14 protein-coding genes are annotated in these 16,429 nt (G+C 66.3%); 8 read left to right on the forward strand and 6 right to left on the reverse strand.

What is annotated here, in order from left to right; genetic code table 11:
- Nucleotides 1–308 precede the first annotated feature (308 nt).
- Nucleotides 309–1,208, forward strand: coding sequence for an EamA family transporter (locus OHQ90_RS19900; RefSeq protein WP_328399598.1), 900 nt, complete (start codon nucleotides 309–311; stop codon nucleotides 1,206–1,208).
- Nucleotides 1,209–1,304: 96 nt separating this feature from the next.
- Here the strand turns inward: OHQ90_RS19900 and OHQ90_RS19905 are convergent, their stop codons facing one another.
- The 3 genes from OHQ90_RS19905 to pruA form a co-directional block, all read right to left on the reverse strand.
- On the reverse strand, nucleotides 1,305–2,738 hold the full coding sequence (locus tag OHQ90_RS19905) for an amino acid permease (RefSeq protein ID WP_328412957.1): 1,434 nt from the start codon (nucleotides 2,736–2,738) through the stop codon (nucleotides 1,305–1,307).
- A gap of 168 nt (nucleotides 2,739–2,906) precedes the next feature.
- Complete coding sequence (locus OHQ90_RS19910) at nucleotides 2,907–3,881, reverse strand: proline dehydrogenase family protein (RefSeq protein WP_328399600.1); 975 nt, start codon at nucleotides 3,879–3,881, stop codon at nucleotides 2,907–2,909.
- Complete coding sequence (pruA, locus tag OHQ90_RS19915; protein ID WP_328399602.1) at nucleotides 3,881–5,533, reverse strand: L-glutamate gamma-semialdehyde dehydrogenase; 1,653 nt, start codon at nucleotides 5,531–5,533, stop codon at nucleotides 3,881–3,883. Before pruA ends, OHQ90_RS19910 begins: the two co-directional genes overlap by 1 nt.
- Nucleotides 5,534–5,694: 161 nt before the next feature.
- On the opposite strand from pruA, the gene OHQ90_RS19920 reads away from it, so the two are divergent.
- The 3 genes from OHQ90_RS19920 to OHQ90_RS19930 all read left to right on the forward strand — a co-directional run bounded on the left by OHQ90_RS19920 (nucleotide 5,695) and on the right by OHQ90_RS19930 (nucleotide 9,129).
- Entirely contained in the window at nucleotides 5,695–7,362 is a 1,668-nt protein-coding gene (locus OHQ90_RS19920) for a PucR family transcriptional regulator (protein ID WP_442941142.1), read from the forward strand.
- Nucleotides 7,363–7,594: 232 nt separating this feature from the next.
- On the forward strand, nucleotides 7,595–8,428 hold the full coding sequence (locus OHQ90_RS19925) for an RNA polymerase sigma factor SigF (protein WP_442941482.1): 834 nt from the start codon (nucleotides 7,595–7,597) through the stop codon (nucleotides 8,426–8,428).
- A gap of 29 nt (nucleotides 8,429–8,457) precedes the next feature.
- Entirely contained in the window at nucleotides 8,458–9,129 is a 672-nt protein-coding gene (locus OHQ90_RS19930) for a S1 family peptidase (RefSeq protein WP_328399608.1), read from the forward strand.
- An 18-nt stretch (nucleotides 9,130–9,147) separates the two neighbouring features.
- Here OHQ90_RS19930 and OHQ90_RS19935 read toward each other — a convergent pair whose 3' ends face one another.
- Nucleotides 9,148–10,248 carry a glutamate--cysteine ligase 2 gene (locus tag OHQ90_RS19935; protein WP_328399610.1) on the reverse strand — a complete coding sequence of 367 codons (1,101 nt, stop codon included), beginning with the start codon at nucleotides 10,246–10,248 and terminating at the stop codon, nucleotides 9,148–9,150.
- A gap of 670 nt (nucleotides 10,249–10,918) precedes the next feature.
- Nucleotides 10,919–11,845, reverse strand: coding sequence for a TetR/AcrR family transcriptional regulator C-terminal domain-containing protein (locus tag OHQ90_RS19940; RefSeq protein WP_328399612.1), 927 nt, complete (start codon nucleotides 11,843–11,845; stop codon nucleotides 10,919–10,921).
- 117 nt (nucleotides 11,846–11,962) lie between these two features.
- Here OHQ90_RS19940 and OHQ90_RS19945 point away from each other — a divergent pair, with 117 nt between their 5' ends.
- The 3 genes from OHQ90_RS19945 to OHQ90_RS19955 all read left to right on the forward strand — a co-directional run bounded on the left by OHQ90_RS19945 (nucleotide 11,963) and on the right by OHQ90_RS19955 (nucleotide 13,884).
- Entirely contained in the window at nucleotides 11,963–13,105 is a 1,143-nt protein-coding gene (locus OHQ90_RS19945) for an FAD-dependent monooxygenase (protein WP_328399614.1), read from the forward strand.
- 138 nt (nucleotides 13,106–13,243) lie between these two features.
- On the forward strand, nucleotides 13,244–13,576 hold the full coding sequence (locus tag OHQ90_RS19950; RefSeq protein ID WP_328412959.1) for a hypothetical protein: 333 nt from the start codon (nucleotides 13,244–13,246) through the stop codon (nucleotides 13,574–13,576).
- A gap of 47 nt (nucleotides 13,577–13,623) precedes the next feature.
- Nucleotides 13,624–13,884, forward strand: a complete 261-nt coding sequence (locus tag OHQ90_RS19955; RefSeq protein ID WP_328399616.1) for a glutaredoxin family protein — start codon at nucleotides 13,624–13,626, stop codon at nucleotides 13,882–13,884.
- 88 nt (nucleotides 13,885–13,972) lie between these two features.
- Here the strand turns inward: OHQ90_RS19955 and OHQ90_RS19960 are convergent, their stop codons facing one another.
- On the reverse strand, nucleotides 13,973–14,755 hold the full coding sequence (locus OHQ90_RS19960) for an IclR family transcriptional regulator (RefSeq protein ID WP_328399618.1): 783 nt from the start codon (nucleotides 14,753–14,755) through the stop codon (nucleotides 13,973–13,975).
- 87 nt (nucleotides 14,756–14,842) lie between these two features.
- Between OHQ90_RS19960 and hutH the strand changes: the two genes are divergently transcribed.
- Nucleotides 14,843–16,390 carry a histidine ammonia-lyase gene (gene hutH, locus OHQ90_RS19965; RefSeq protein WP_328399620.1) on the forward strand — a complete coding sequence of 516 codons (1,548 nt, stop codon included), beginning with the start codon at nucleotides 14,843–14,845 and terminating at the stop codon, nucleotides 16,388–16,390.
- Nucleotides 16,391–16,429: the final 39 nt, after the last annotated feature.

A 16,429-nucleotide genomic window follows, 5' to 3' on the forward strand; every position in this document is an offset into this window, starting at 1 on the left:
GCCGGATCTGCCGCTCGACAAACAATATTCGGAGGCTATTTCGGCAGCCTCGGTATACGATCGACCGGTGAACACGTACTGGCATGTCGTCACTCCGCCGCCGTGCGCCTGACCGGGCGCACCTGCTGACTTCTCGACAAAGATTCCCGGCTGACCCGCGAGGGTAGTCCGGGCTGTGTCGTGCGCCCGTTTCGAATCCACCTCCCACCGGAATTCGACGGAAGTTCACGACTGTGCCGAATCGCACCACGTCTCTGCCTGTTTCCCAGTCCGTTCACCGCCCGCGGTCCAGCTTCTTCAGTGGGCCGATGCCTATCCTCGCCGCCTCGGTGTTCTGGGGTACGACGGGAACCGCGGGCTCCTTGGCCCCGGCGGGCGCACCGGCCGCTGCCATCGGCTCGGCGGGCCTCGCCCTCGGCGGTCTGCTGCTATTTCTTTCCCACCGCGGCGCCCGCCTGCGATGTACCCGCGCCGAGCGGGGATTGCTGTTGCTCGCAGCGGTGGCGATCGCGGGCTATCCGATCACCTTCTATCCGGCCGTCGCGCGCACGGGCGTTGCCGTCGCCACCGTGATCACTCTCGGCAGCGCCCCGGTCTTTGCCGGTCTGCTCGCCTGGATCATCGGGCGAGCCCGCCCGAGCAGGCGGTGGCTCTGTGCCACGGCCGCGGCTGTGCTCGGCTGCGCAGTTCTGGTGCTCGGCCCCGAACTCAGCGGTGGGAGCGCCCCGGTGGATCTCGCGGGCATCGTGCTCGCCGCTGTCGGTGGGTTGTGCTATGCCGTCTACTCGCTGATCAGCGCGCGACTCATCGCGCGAGGCCACGCGTCCAACTCGGTGATGGGGACGATGTTCGGCATCGGTGGCCTGCTGGTGCTGCCGGTCGTGCTCGGCACCGACATGTCCTGGCTGTTGACCCTGCGCGGGGCGGCGGTGGCGCTGCATCTTGCGGTGTTCCCGACGTTCGTCGCCTACCGCCTGTTCGGCTACGCCCTGCGGCACACCACAGCGCAGGTGGTCGTCACATTGACCTTCGCCGAGCCTGCCGTCGCGGCTTTGCTTGGGGTTGTCGTCGTCGGTGAACGCCTGCCGATGGTGTCCTGGGGTGGGTTGGCGGTGCTGGCTCTCGCACTCGTGATGCTCGCTGTGCCCACGCGCTCACGCCGAGATCGGCTGCGCACGGGTGCCGAATCGGGCAGCCCGGTGAGCTGAGCCGGTTCGGTGCCGGTCATGCCGTAAGGGCTCACGTCATGGGCCCGAAAACACGATAGGGGTGGCGCGAGTACGCGCCACCCCTATCGCCCCTCATCAGCCTGCGGTAGCCGGTTTTGCGGCGTCCGCGTTGAGCTTGGAGTGGGTGCGGGAGTAGGTGAAGTAGACGGCGAGCCCGACAACCAGCCAGACCACGAAGCGCACCCAGGTCTGATACGGCAGCGACCAGATCAGATAGATCGAGAAGCCGATGCCGATCAGCGGGATCACCGGCATGAACGGCAGCTTGAACTCGCGTGGCTCGTCGGGCCGGGTGCGGCGCAGCACGATCACGGCCACCGACACGACGATGAAGGCCATCAGAATGCCGATATTGGTGAGTTCTGCGACCACGGTGATGTCGAGCAGACCCGCCATTACCGCGGCGCCGATACCGACGATCCAGGTCACCCTGGTCGGCACCTTGCGCACGGGATGGGTCTTGGCGAACCACTCGGGCAGCAGCCCGTCGCGGCTCATCGCGAACCACACGCGGGTGACGCCGAGCATGAAGGTGAGCACCACGGTGACGATGCCGACGATGGCGCCGATCGCGATGATGTTCGCGATGCCCGGCATGCCGACCGATTCGAAGGCGGTGGAGAAGCCACTCGTCGGGCTGATTTCGGAGTATTTCTGCATACCGGTCAGCACCAGGGTGGCAAGGACGTAGAGCACCATCGCGATGGCAAGCGAGTAGATGATGGCCTTCGGAAGGTGCTTCTTGCCATCGGTGGATTCCTCCGCCGCGGTGCTCATCGCGTCGTAGCCGAACACCGCGAAGAACACCGTGGCCGCGCCGGTCCACACCGCGCCGGTGCCGAACGGGAAGTACGGGGTGTAGTTGGAGCTGTCGATGTGGAAGACACCGAGCACGACGATGAGCACCACGAGGGCGACCTTGATGCCGACCGCGACGGTCTCGAACCGGCCGACACTCTTGATGCCGCGCGAAAGCAGCCATGCGGTGCCCAGACAGAACAGCATCGCGAAAACGTCGATCACATGGCCTTCGCCGGTGCCGTGTGCGCCCATCATCCAGTCGGGCAGCGAGATGTCGACCTGTTCGAGCAGGAATCGGAAGTAGCCGGAGACACCGATGGCGACGACCGCGGCCACCGCGATGTATTCGAGCAGCAGGTCCCAGCCGATGAACCAGCCCGCGATCTCACCGAGGGAGACATAGCCGTAGGTGTACGCGGATCCGGCCTTGGGCACCATGCCCGCGAACTCGGCGTAGCAGAGTGCGGCGGCGGCGCTGGCGACGCCGGCGATCAGGAAGGAGATGAGCACCGAGGGACCGGTGACGGAGTGCGCGACCGCGCCGGCGAGAGTGAAAATGCCTGCGCCGATGATGCCGCCGACGCCGATTGCCGTGAGCTGCCACAGGCCGAGCGATCGCGAGAGCTGCTCATCGGCGGGCACATCGTCGTCGAGTTCCCGTAGGGGTTTGCGGCGCAACATCTGGCTGCGCAACTCCGCCATGGACATAGACATCCTTTCGTCCTTTGCGTCACTGCCACCATGCAGTAACCCAGATCACACATTCAGCTGGAGCTAGCTAATACGACCACAGCTGCGGTGTGATCGGCGAGTTGGATAAATAACGTTCAGGTGCCTTTGTCCGATCGGACTACAGCCCGTGCCCCGGTGCGGCGCTCAGCGCTGGCTCCCCGGAACGAGCGAGCGCAGGAAGAACGCCAGGTTGGCCGGACGTTCGGCCAAGCGGCGCATGAAATAGCCGTACCACTGGTCGCCATAGGGCAGGTAGACCCGCAGGTGATGTTTCTCCTCGACCAACCGTCGTTGCTCGGCGTCCCGGATGCCGTAGAGCATCTGGAACTCGAACTCGTCGGCCTTGCGATCCACTTCCGTCGCGAAGCGCTGCGCGGCGTCGATGATCGCCGGGTCGTGGGTGGCGACCATCGGGTAGCCGTCGCCGTTCATGAGCACGCGCAGGCAGCGCAGGTAGGACTCGTCGACGTCGGTCTTGCGCTGGTAGGCGACCGAGGCGGGCTCCCGATAGGCGCCCTTGCACAGGCGAATACGCGAACCGTGACCCGCCAGGTCCTGGCAGTCGGATTCGGTACGGTGCAGGTAGGCCTGCAGCACGGTGCCGAGTGTGGGGAAGTCCGCGCGCAGCTCCCGCACGATGGACAACGTGGAATCGGTGGTGGTGTGATCCTCGGCGTCGATGGTGACCCACACGCCGGCTGCGGCTGCGGCAGCGCAGATCTGGTAGGCGTGATCCCGCGCAATCGTGTGCCCGTCACCGGGCAGGGACTGCCCGAGTGCCGAGAGCTTGAGTGACACTTCCAGCGGCCCGACGACGGATCCGGTGTTGTCGACCAGCTCGCGCAACCTGGCCAGCTGCAACAACAGCTCCAAGTAATGCGACACCGTGTCGATTGCCTGGTCGAGCTCGGTGGTGTCTTCACCGAGGTAGTCGATGGTGATGTACCTGCCGGAGCTGAGCAGGGCGGCGGCGCTGGCGATCGCCTCGTCCTCGGATCGACCGGCGACGAACCGGTCGACGAGTTTCCTGGTCGCGGGCATCCGCGAGACGGTGCGCTCGATGCGCGGTGAGCGCGAGGCGGCCAGCATGGCGGGCCGCAGCAGTCCGGACTTTGCCATCACACGGTCTCCGATTCGGTTGCCTGGTGCGGGTAACGGTGGTCGGTCGGCGGGACGAAGGTTTCCTTGAGGGTGCGTGCGGAGGTCCAGCGCAGCAGGTTCTGAGGCGAGCCCGCCTTGTCGTTGGTTCCGGACGCGCGACCACCGCCGAAGGGCTGCTGACCGACGACCGCGCCGGTGGGCTTGTCGTTGATGTAGAAGTTGCCCGCCGCGAAACGCAGGCTGTCGGTCGCCTTCGCGACGGCATTGCGGTCCTCGGCGATGATCGAGCCGGTCAGACCGTAGGCCGAGCCTTGATCGACCAGATCGAGGGCAGCGTCGAAGGATCCGGCGACGGCATCGTCGTAGACGTGGACGGCGAGGATCGGACCGAAGTATTCGGTGCTGAACGCCTCGTCGGTGGGGTCGTCGCCGAGCAATACGGTGGGGTCGACGAAGTAGCCGACGCTGTCGTCGGTATGGCCGCCCGCGGCGATCGTCAGGCTCGGCGTCGCCTTGGCGCGGGCGATCGCTTCGGCATTGCGGTCGAAGGCGCGCTTATCGATCACCGCGCCACCGAAATTGCCGAAGTCGGTGACGTCGCCGTAGGTCAGTGCGGAGACCTTGTCGATGAGATCGCCCGCCATCTTCGTCCACACCGATTTCGGGACGAACGCCCGCGAGGCAGCCGAGCACTTCTGACCCTGGTAGTCGAAGGCGCCGCGGATCAGCGCCGTGGTCAGCACCGCGGGGTCGGCGGAGCTGTGCGCAAGCACGAAATCCTTGCCGCCGGTTTCCCCGACCAGGCGCGGGTAGGTGCGGTAGTCGGCGATGTTGTTCGCAACCGCACGCCACAGGTGCTGGAAGGTCTTGGTGGAGCCGGTGAAATGGATGCCTGCGAGTCTGCGGTCGGGCAGCACTACGTCCGACACCTCGGGGCCGGCACCGTGCACCAGGTTGATCACTCCTGGCGGCAGGCCCGCGGCCTCCAGCAGCTTCATCGTCCAGTAGGCGGCGACCGCCTGCGTCGGCGCGGGCTTCCACACCACGGTATTGCCCATCAGCGCGGGTGCGGTCGGCAGGTTTGCGGCGATCGCGGTGAAGTTGAACGGGGTGATCGCGTAGACGAACCCCTCCAGTGAGCGATATTCGAGCCGATTCCACACCCCGGCGGTCGATATCGGCTGCTCGGCCAGAATCTGTCGCGCGAAGTGCACATTGAAGCGCCAGAAGTCGACCAGCTCGCAGGGTGCGTCGATCTCGGCCTGATAGGCGGTTTTCGACTGCCCGAGCATTGTCGCGGCGGCGATTGTTTCGCGCCACGGGCCCGACAACAGGTCGGCCGCGCGCAGGAAGACCGAGGCGCGGTCCTCGAACGACAACGCACGCCAGCCCGGCGCTGCGGCGGTGGCCGCTTCGACCGCGTCTCTGGCGTCGTCCGGTCCCGCCATGGTGAGCGTGCCGAGTACGGCGGCGTGCCGATGTGGCTGCACCACGTCGATGGTCGGACCGGGCGTGCGCCGGTGCACCCCGCCGATGACATGGTGGATCTCGGTCGGTGTTGCCTGCAGGTCGGCCAGTTTCGCCTGCAACCGCGCACGTTCCGCGCTGCCAGGGGCGAAGGTCCCCACCGGTTCGTTGACCGGCTGCGGGGTGGTCGCAATGGTGTCCATGAATCCTCCTGGGGTGTATGGAGTTTCGAAAAGTCGTGGACGACGACGATTGAGCGGTAGTCAACACCGGAAAACGGTAGGAAGGATGAGCCAGTCGAACAAAGATAGAGGTGCAGCCTTGTCCGGCTGGCTAAAGTGATGTACTGGTTTGGGGAAGTGAGGTGGCGGCAGTGGCGACGAATACGCAGACCGAGGGAAGCACGCTGCGTGAGCTGCTCGACGCCCTGGACACCGCGGTGGTCGAGCTCTTGGACGCGCCCGCGGGCGATACGGTCGCGATTCGGTCGGTGGCGCTGGTCGACAGTTCCGACCTGACGGTGGAGACCGACTCGGGCTCACCTATGCAGGATATGTACCTGCATGTCGGCATCGTCGAAGCCGAGGCGCTGCAGTGGTTGCGCGCCGTGGGCAAACGCCCCGTCGCGCATCGGCCGCGAGCGGTGCTGTCGAAGATCGCGCACGAGTCCGACGCCGTCCGCGCGGCGGCACACCGCGCCGGTGTTGCGCTGGTGGCCGTGCACCAGCAGGCGCGCTGGGATCAGGTCTTTCCGCTGGTTCGCCGGATGCTCGAACGCGCGCGCGGGCAGCGCTCTACCACCGAGGCGCACGATCGCCTCGCCACCGACACCGATCTGTTCGGCCTTGCCCAGATCGTCGCACAGAACGCGGGCGGCATGGTGTCCATCGAGGACCCGCACTCGAATGTGCTCGCCTATTCCGCCTCCAACGAGGCCGCCGACCAGTTGCGAATCCTGTCCATTCTCGGCCGCGAAGGACCGCGCGACTACCTGCGCATCCTGCAGAAGTGGGGGGTGTTCGACCAGTTGCGCCAGACCGACGAGGTCATCGATCTGCCCGCGCACGACGAACTGGACATCAAACACCGACTGGTGGTCAGCATTCGGCGTCCCTCGGACGGAACCGTCGGTACACCAAGGGTTCTCGGCACGATCTGGCTCCAACAGGGTGACAAGCCGTTCAAGCCGGACGCGGCGGAGGTGCTGCGCGGCGCATCGGCGATCGCGGCTCGCATCATCTCCCGCAGTCTCGACGCGCCATCCACCGAAACATTGCTGATACAAAGGCTTTTCGGTGCCCGCGGCAGCGGAGTCGATGTCCCCTCGGTGGCGAGCGCGCTGAACATCCCGGTGACCGGTCCCGCCGCGGTGGTCGGATTCGCGCTCAACGACACCGCGCAGGCATCGACCGAATCAGCATCCGTGGCCAACGCACTGCGCTTGCACGCCAGCTCATTTCGCCGCGACTCGCTTACCGCGGTACTCGGCGAACGGGTCTATGTTCTGCTGCCGCATTATCAGTCGGTGCGTGCGGTGAACGCCTGGACGCGCCAACTGGTCGCGCAGTTCGAAACGAAGCGGTCGCTGGTGCTGCGCGCGGCCATCGCCATCCCCGTCGCCGATCTCACCCATGTGGCGAGCGCACGAACCGAGGTCGATCGGGTCCTCGACAGCACGGCAACCACCTTCCCCAAGGGTCGGGTGACGACATTGGCCGAGTCCCGCACCGCGGTCCTGCTCGCCGAGATCCTCGACCTGGTCGGCGCGCGACCCGACCTGCACGACCCCCGCCTGCAAGCGCTGTTCGACTACGACCGCAAGCACACCGCGAACCTGCAGGAAAGCGTCGAAACCTATCTACGTGAGCACGGGGACGTCCGCAACGCGGCAACGGCGCTTCAGGTGCACCCGAATACGCTGCGCTATCGCATCCGCCGAGTCGAAGACATCGTCGGCGTCGACCTCTCCGACCCGGCCGATCGCCTGCTGCTCGAACTGCAGCTCGCGCTGCCGCGCCGCGCCGGCGCCTGACCGGAGACATCAGCTCGCTCGGCCCGTCCGGGATTTGATAGCCATCGGCTATCTCCGAGTGATCGCCGGTGATTTCCGGCCGGATTCGGTCCGAATTGCTGCGGTATCGGCGCAGGTCCAACGTCGATTCCGGACCGTTCGGCGATCGGAGGTGGTGCTCGCCTCTTTTGATCCGAGGGTGATCGGGTACCCAACAAGAATCGAATTCCGATGGGAACGAGGTAGACCGATGATGGACGAGTCGACCACCGAACGGACCGAATCGCCGCGATGCACCCGCCGCGGCGACAGTTACGACGATATCGAGCCCTGGTTCGAGAAGTTGGCGGCGCTCGACGACACCGACCCGCACCGCACCGCGCTGCGTAACCACATCATCGACCTCGCCCTGCCGCTGGCCGAGCACATCGCCCGCAAATTCTCCGGCCGCGGAGAATCGGTCGACGACCTGCAGCAGATCGCACGACTCGGGTTGGTGCAATCGGTGGACCGTTTCGATGTGTCTCGCGGCAGCTCGTTTCTCGGGTTTGCGGTGCCGACCATCATGGGCGAGATCCGCCGGCACTTCCGGGACCGCACCTGGTCGGTGCGGGTGCCACGCCGGCTGAAGGAGATCCAGCTGAAGATCGGTCCGGTGACCGAGACGCTGTCGCACCGCCTCGGCCGGATGCCGAGCGCCCGCGAGATCGCCCGGGAACTCGACCTCGAGCTGGTGGAGGTCACCCAGGCGCTGGTCGCGCGCAACGGCTACCGGGCGAACTCGCTCGACGCGACGACCGTCGCCGATGGCGAGAGCTCGCCGCTGCCCCTTGCGGACACCCTGGGCGCCGAAGAGCCCTGTTACGGCCTGATGGAGGACGCGATGGCCGTGCGTCCGCTGATAGCCGCGCTTCCGGAGCGGGAACGGTTGATACTGATCATGCGGTACTTCGAGTCGAAGACTCAGCAACAGATCGCCGATTCCCTCGGAGTCTCGCAAATGCAGGTGTCGCGCATCCTGGCCAGGACATTGACCAAGCTTCGTGAGCAGGCCTCGTATGATGAACACTTTTCGTGTGCAGCGTGAGGCGAACGAACTTCCCACCCTGGAGGGACATGTTCACATTGATCAAGGCGGCCAACACGGGCTTCGCCTTCGTTTCGGTCGCGGCCCTGGTCGGGACCGGTAGTGGTGCGGCGATCGCCGCACCCGGCGCACCCGCTGTCGGCGGTGGTTCCGGCATCATCATCGATAGTCGGTTTCAATGCACCGTGACCACCGTCGGTTACGACGACGCGGGCAGGCTGGTCGGGCTCACGGCCGGGCATTGCGGAGAACCCGGTTCCCAGGTGATCGCCGAGGCGAACCCCAACTACGGCGTGGTCGGCCGGTTCGTTCATTCCGATCATGACCTGGACTACGGCATCATCCAGTTCGACCCGGGCCGGATCACCCCTGTCGATCGGGTCGGGTCCGTCACCATCACCGATATCGGCGCTCCGGCCCAGTTCCCGATGGTGGTGTGCAAAAAGGGCCGCACCACCGGCAACACCTGCGGCGTCGCCTGGGGCGATGTCTTCGGGACCAACAGCGAGACCTGGACCCAGATGTGTGTGCTGGAGGGTGATTCCGGCGCACCGGTCGTCGTCGGCTCGACACTGGTCGGCATGGTCAACGCCTACCTGGCCGTCGGCTGCTTCGGTCCGGAGGTCGGCACCACCATGAGCGTGATCATGAACGACATCAACCGGCGCGGGGACGTCGGCGCCGGGTTCCTGCCCATCTGATCCGCGCGGCTTGCGCTCCTAACAGCCCTCCAGGGTCGCCTCGGTCAACTCGGCGACGACATCGTCGACGTCGTCACGTTCTCGAAAAGCGTTGAGCTGGCGCATCGCACCGTTGCCGCGGGCGAGAACGGCAGTGATCGAGTCCGCGACGAGCGTGCGTTCACCCAGCTCCTCCAGCGCGGGTTCGACGTGCTCGACGAGCTTGGCGAGCTGCTCGACCGCCGGCCGGACGCGACCGTCCACCGGGTCGACGCTGTCACCGTCGATGCCGCTGCGCGCGGCCTTCCAGTACGCCGCGCGCAGCACTTCGGCTGTCACCGGGGGTGCATTCCGCCCCTGCGCCAAGGACTTTCGCGCCATCAGCACGGTGGCTCGGACCAAGGTCGCGAGCAGGGCAGTCTCCTCGACCGTGGCGGGCACGTCGCTGACGCGGATCTCGACAGTGGGAAACGACATCGACGGGCGGACATCCCAATAGACCATCTTCTCGTCGAAGATGCTGCCGCTGGAGAGCATCATCGCCACCATGGCGTCGTAGTCGCGCACCGATTCGAAATAGGGCGGTGGCCCCGCGCTCGGCCAGCGTCGCCACAGGATGCTGCGCCAGCTGGCATAACCGGTCTCGGTCCCGCGGTAGATCGCGGAGTTCGCGGTGAGTGCGAGGAACAGCGGCAACCACGGCCGCAGGAAATTGCTGACCTGCAGGGCGACCTCGCGGTCCGGAACCCCGACATGCACATGACACCCGCACAACCCCTGCTCATGGGCGAGCATGCCGAAGTCCGCCGACATGCGCCGATAGCGCGGCGTGTCGGTGATCGGAAACTGCTGCGGCACGGTTGGCGGAATCGCCACCGCGAGCAGTCGGGCATCGTTCTTCTCGGCGCACGATGCAGTGCCTCTGCGCAGGTCACGCAGCTCATCGCGCAGCGCGGTCGCACTGGTGTGCACAGCGGTGCTCGTCTCCACCTGACAGCGGGTGAGTTCGAGTTGCAGGCCGAAACCGAGCTCTGCCGCCGTCTGCGCTACTTCCACGTTCTTCGGAACGGGCGCACCGGTGCGCGGATCCGCAAGGAGAAACTCCTCCTCGACACCGAAGGTTGCCGAGTCTGCGTCCATAACCGCAGGTTACCCCTGCCAGCAGGGCGAACGTCGGCGTTGTCGGGTAGCGAAATCATTCAGCCGCCATCGAGCGGGTGGTCCGAGGGCGGCCGTGGTTCATCGTGGGTTGGTTGCCCGCGCCCAGCTCGATATGGCGTAGGTGACCTACAAGGCCCGTGGAAGACCGGCTACGACCTCGAGCAGCTGCCTGGAGCCGCAATGCCGACACGATCAGTATGGGCGCGACCATCGGCACCCGGGTCGGCGGTCTCGCGGCGCGGCCGTCGGATGCTCGGTGGTGTGCGGCGAGCATGGCTTGCCGCGCATCGGGGGTCTTGGTCGTGTCCGCGGCCGTTGGGTTTGGACGGCCGGCCCCGGAGGCGCGCCGCAGCGGTTATTTGCGGTGGCGTCCCGAGCGGGAGGCGGCGGCCATGCGGAGGGGTGGTAGGTGGGTGGTGGTTGAGATCGCCTTGCTCGGATCTATGTGTTTCGTCTGCTATCTGATGCTGTGTGGAGTGGTTGTTCTCCGCACTTGGTAGCGCGTCCGGCTTGCGCGATGTGGCGCTTGCGGTCCACGGCTTGCGTCGGATGTTGTCTGTGCGACAGTAAGCCCATCGGGTGGACGTCACAGCATTGCCTCGGCTGGGCGTCCGCCCAATAGATTTCGGCTCTTTCACCCTCCCTGGCGTCAGTGGTATGGCTCCACGAACGCAGCGAACCCGTCCAGCAGGCGCTGCAGGCCGAATTCGAAGAGCGTGTCGATTTCGAACTGGAAATCGTTGCGCTCGTTGAGACTTGCCAGGGTGGGGAATTGCCCGCTCTGTAGTAGGTGTTCGAGTTCCGATTCTTTGGCGTCCCATGGCTCGATGGGCGCACCTTCCCGTCGTGCGGCCGACTCCACCTCGAGATTGACCGCAATGCCGCGCACGTAGCTGTACAGCGAGACGTGAGCGTAGAGCACCGCGTCCGGATCGAGACCGAGGTCGTCCAATGACCGGACAGCCCACTCGGTGTGCCGCAAGAGCTTTCGGGTCGGCACCGGGTTGCTCACCCACGATGCGGTCACGACCCAAGGATGGCGGTGGTACATCGCCCACTGCAGACGGGCCAGCACTTCGAGTCGCGCGCGCCAACCTGTGGGCGGTGGGTCGGGGAACTCGGCTTCGCCGAATGCCTCGTCGGCCATCAACAGCACCAAGCGATCCTTGCTGCCCACATAGCGGTACAGCGACATGGTCGGCACGCCGAGATCGGTCGCGATGCGGCGCATCGACAGTCCGGCAAGCCCTTCGGCGTCGGCAATAGCCATTCCGGCCCGCACCACGAGTTGCTCGGTGAGCTCGGTGTCCGGTGGTTTCTCCCGCTGCGGTGCGGCGTGCGGTGCGTCCACCACGGTGCCGACGCCGGGCACCACTCGGACCGTGCCCTCCTGGCGCAGCGTGGCGAGAACCTTGGTGGCAGTGGCGATGGCGACGCCCCACTCCTTGGTGATTTGCCGAGCCGAGGGCACCCGGTCGCCCGTCCGCAGCTCGCCCGAGGCTATCCGGTCCTGGATCTCTGCGGCGATGCGCAGGTAGGGCGGGGTGGCGTCGGCACCTGGTGTACTAGTACGCATGATTGTCATAGTAGCGAATCGTCCTGGAATTTTATGGGTAGTACTGTATGTACAACGTACGAGGTGTCATGTACGTTGTATTCAACAACGCGGAATACGCAGAGAAACGAGAAGGTCATGACGAACCCGAACATCCTCATCTCCGGAGCGGGAGTAGCCGGTCCGGCGCTGGCGTACTGGTTGCGCCGCTACGGTTTTGCGCCGACCGTGGTCGAGCGGGCGCCGGAACCACGCGCCGGTGGGTACGCTGTGGACTTCCGCGGCGAGGCCATGACCGTCCTGGAGCGCATGGGCATCCTCGACGAAGTACACAAGTGCAGCACCGACATTCGCGACAGCGAAGTGGTCGACGGTGCGGGCAAGCATCTGGTGACCATGCCGTCGGCAATTTTCGCGGGCGATCTCGAAGTGCTCAAGAGCGATCTGACCGACATCCTCTACGAGCTCACCAAGCATGAAACCGAATACATCTTCGACAACTCGATTACCGCACTTACCGAGGATGAGAGCGGGGTGCTGGTGAGCTTGGAAAGCGGCCCGGCGCGACGGTTCGACCTGGTTGTCGGTGCAGACGGGCTGTACTCCAAGGTCAGGGCCCTCGTGTTCGGCGAACATTCGCAGTTCATCCGCCACCTCGGGGTCTACAACGCCATCATCTCCACCGAGAACTTCCTCGGCCTCGACCACGAGGGCCGGGCCTGCCAACTCGGCAATGGAAAGTCGGTGAATGTCTTCAGCGTCAGGAACAATGCCGAGGCGCGGGCCTCGTTCTACTTCGGTTCGGAGCCTTTGGACTACAACAGGCAGGACCTCGACGAACAGAAGCGGATCATTGCCGAGCGGTTCGCGGGTGATGGTTGGGAGGTGCCCCGGCTGCTCGGGGATCTGGCCGCCGCCACCGACCTCTATTTCACCCCCATCAGTCAGGTTCAGATGGACAGCTGGTCGACCGGCCGGGTGGTGCTGCTCGGTGACGCCTGCGCGTGCGCGTCGCCGATGTCGGGTCGCGGCACCTCGCAGGCCTTGATCGGTGCGTATGTGCTCGCAGGCGAACTCGCCTCGGCCGCAGGCGATTACACCCTTGCCTTTGCGGCGTACGAGCGGGAGCTGCGCGATTACGTGAAGATCAATCAGGACGGTGCGCACGAGGTGGTCGGCATGCTCTTCGCCGAGCCGCCGCCGCAGGAGGTGTTCGACGCCATGGCGGCAAACCCGCCGGAGGACGAACCGGATGCCCTCACCCTGAAGACGTATCGGTGACTACGGCGCGAACCCGCCCGGCCTTGCAGGTCGGGCGAGACGCGGCCGTTGGTGCTCTTCGTGTACTACGCTTTTCGAGTCGCCGTCTCTTTGTCGGGACAGTTGGGTGACGTGCAGCTTGACGAGGGCAGGGGCGGAATGAAGCCTTGGGTACACAGCAAGCAACTTCCAGCGGAAATTGCGGGCTCGCTCGTGTACGGCGCGCCCTACGAGACCGCGGAAGGGGCGACGGTCATCACCGTCACCCGCGTCGGCGGCATTCTGCGGCCGACCGCAAGACCGGTCGGAGTGTTCGCCATTCACGACGGAAAGACCTCATGGACACCGGCCGTCGACGGCACCCGGATAGCCATGCTCGGCGAGTTGATCGGCCTGCTGTCGGCGGTGATCGCCACTCTCGCAGTGCTCCGCCGACCACCGTGGCCGGACCTGTCGCGGGGCGCGTTGCGTGACCTACGGCGACGAGAGTAGCGGCGTGGTTGCGCAATAGGACTTCCGAATCCGAAAGGGATGGTGCTATGTCCCCACACCCCGCTCCGGGCCACCCCATCGACATCTATTGGCGACGGTGGTGCCCTTACTGTCAGCGCCTCGGTGTCGGCCTGCGGCTGGCAGGGATACCGTTCCGCAAGATCGACGTCAACCACGACCCGGAAGCCGCCGCCCACCTGCGCACCCTGACCGGTGGCGACGAAATCACTCCGACGACGGTCATCAACGACAATGTTCTGATCAACCCCGATGTCGCCGCGATTCGCGCGGCATTGGCGCAGGACTGAGCGTAGGCGAGGCCGCCGCCTGGTGGGTGGGTTCGGACGTAGTCCGTCGATGTTCCGCGCTCGGCCCGAGCGCAGGCGAGGCCGCCGCCTATTCGACGCGCCCGCCGATGCGGCGGGTGAGATCGTCTGCGGTGTGGCGGACTTGGGTGGCGAGCTGGGACCAGTCGGCGTCGCAAGGCCGCTGCGTGCAGTGGTGACGCAGGGTCACGCTGATCGCGGCGATCGGGCGGTGGTCGTGGTCGAAGACGGCGTAGGCGACGGAGGCGAAACCGGCGGTCACGTGCCCGTCCTCGCTGGCCCAGCCGCGGCGGCGTTCCGCGGCGAGGGTGGTGCGCAGCTGCGCCAGCGAGGCCGGTCCGCGGTCGGTGCGGCGCACGAATGCCGCGGCGTTGGGGAACAGGGCTCGGACGTGTGTGGCAGGCAGGTGCGCCAGGATTGCTCGCCCGGAGGCGGTCAGGTGGGCGGGCAGCCGGACACCGACATCGGTCACCAAAGTTTCCGGGCGGGCGGGTCGCTCCTTGATCAGATACAGCAGTTCGTTGCCGTGCAGCACGCCGAGGTGCGCATTGTGCCCGACGCGTTCGACCAGTACGCGCAGTAACGGTCGTGCCAGTCGTTCGAGGGGGTCGTGGCGTAGATACGCCGACCCGAGCTCGAATGCCGCGATGCCGAGCCCGTAGCGTCGTTCGGCGGGCAGACGGGTGACGAATCGCGTCTGCTCGAGTTCCGCGAGCAGGTGGTAGGTGGTGGAGCGGGGCAGGTCGAGCTCGCGGGCGATGGTCGAGGCGGATACCGGCCCGGCCCGCCCGGCCATCAGCTGCAGGATCGCCAGTCCGCGCCGCAATGCCGGGATGTCACTGCTCGGACCCATGCCCACTTCCTCGGATTGTCTCGGATTTCAGACAAAACCTGGCCGCGCCTCATTCTCCACCGGTGCCGCGCCCTGTGGAATGGGCATATGCCGGATACCACGCAGTTGCCAACGGTCGAGTTGGACGGGCCATTGACCATGGAGCGGGTCGTCGCGGTCGCGCGCCTCGGTGCGAAGGTCCGATTCAGCGAGGCGGCCGAGAAGCGCCTGACCTCGGCGCGCCAGCACGTCGATGCGCTGGCCGCGGGGAGCGTCCCGACCTACGGTGTGTCCACCGGCTTCGGCGCGCTCGCGACCCGCCACATTCCGCCGGAGAGCCGTGCCGCACTGCAGCGATCGCTGATCCGCTCGCATGCCGCGGGCGCAGGCCCCGCGGTCGAGCCGGAGGTGGTGCGCGCCATGATGCTGCTGCGATTGCGCACCCTGGCCACCGGGCATACCGGTGTGCGGCCGGAAACCGCGGTCACCCTGGCCGCGATGATCAACGCGGGCATCACCCCGATCGTGCACGAATTCGGTTCGCTCGGCTGCTCCGGTGACCTCGCACCGCTGGCCGCGGTGGCACTGGCCTTGATGGGGGAGGGCGAAGTCATCGATTCCGCCGGCACCGTGGTCCCGGCGGCAACGGCCTTGCGGGCCAACGGTATCGAGCCGGTCGTCCTCGCCGAGAAAGAGGGCCTCGCGCTCACCAACGGGACCGACGGCATGCTCGGCATGCTGGTCCTCGCACTCGCCGACCTGCACTGCCTGCTCGACATCGCCGACCTGACGGCCGCGATGAGCGTGGAGGCATTGCTCGGCACCGACAGAGTGTTCGCCGACGATCTGCAGGCACTGCGCCCGCACCCTGGTCAGGCGTGTTCGGCGCGGCGCATCCTGGCTGCTCTTGCCGGTTCCGAGATCGTCGCCAGCCATCGCGGCCCCGACTGCAACCGCGTGCAAGACGCCTATTCGCTGCGCTGCGCGCCGCAAGTGCACGGTGCCGCACGCGACACCGTCAGCCACGCGGCGGCGGTCGCCGAGCGAGAGTTGGCCGCCGCCATCGACAATCCGGTCGTGCTCGCTGACGGTCGGCTGGAATCCAACGGGAATTTCCACGGCGCCCCGATCGCCTACGTCCTCGACTTCCTCGCCATCCCGGTCGCCGACGTGGCGAGCATGTCCGAGCGCCGCACCGATCGGATGTTGGATGTCGCCCGCTCCCACGGCCTTCCGGCCTTCCTGGCCGCGGACCCCGGCGTCGACTCCGGTCACATGATCGCCCAGTACACCCAGGCGGGCATCGTCAGCGAACTCAAGCGGCTCGCCGCACCCGCATCGGTCGACTCGATCCCCAGCAGCGCCATGCAGGAGGACCATGTCTCGATGGGCTGGTCGGCGGCGCGCAAGCTGCGCAGGGCGGTGGCGGGACTGACCTCGGTCCTCGCGGTGGAATACCTGACCGCCGCACGCGCACTCGACCTCCGCGCCCCTTTGCGTCCCGCCCCGGCTACCGCCGCGGCCCTCGCCTTGCTGCGCACCAAGGTCGGCGGCCCTGGTCCCGACCGCCACCTGGCCCCCGAGATCGCCGCAGCAACTGACCTCATCACCTCCGGCGAACTACTGCGTGAAATAGCCCCCCACCTGGGTCCATAACCGATTCCCTCGCCAAGGGAGATATCTGATGGCACCACC

The organism is Nocardia sp. NBC_00403 (genome assembly GCF_036046055.1).
Taxonomy (GTDB): domain Bacteria; phylum Actinomycetota; class Actinomycetes; order Mycobacteriales; family Mycobacteriaceae; genus Nocardia.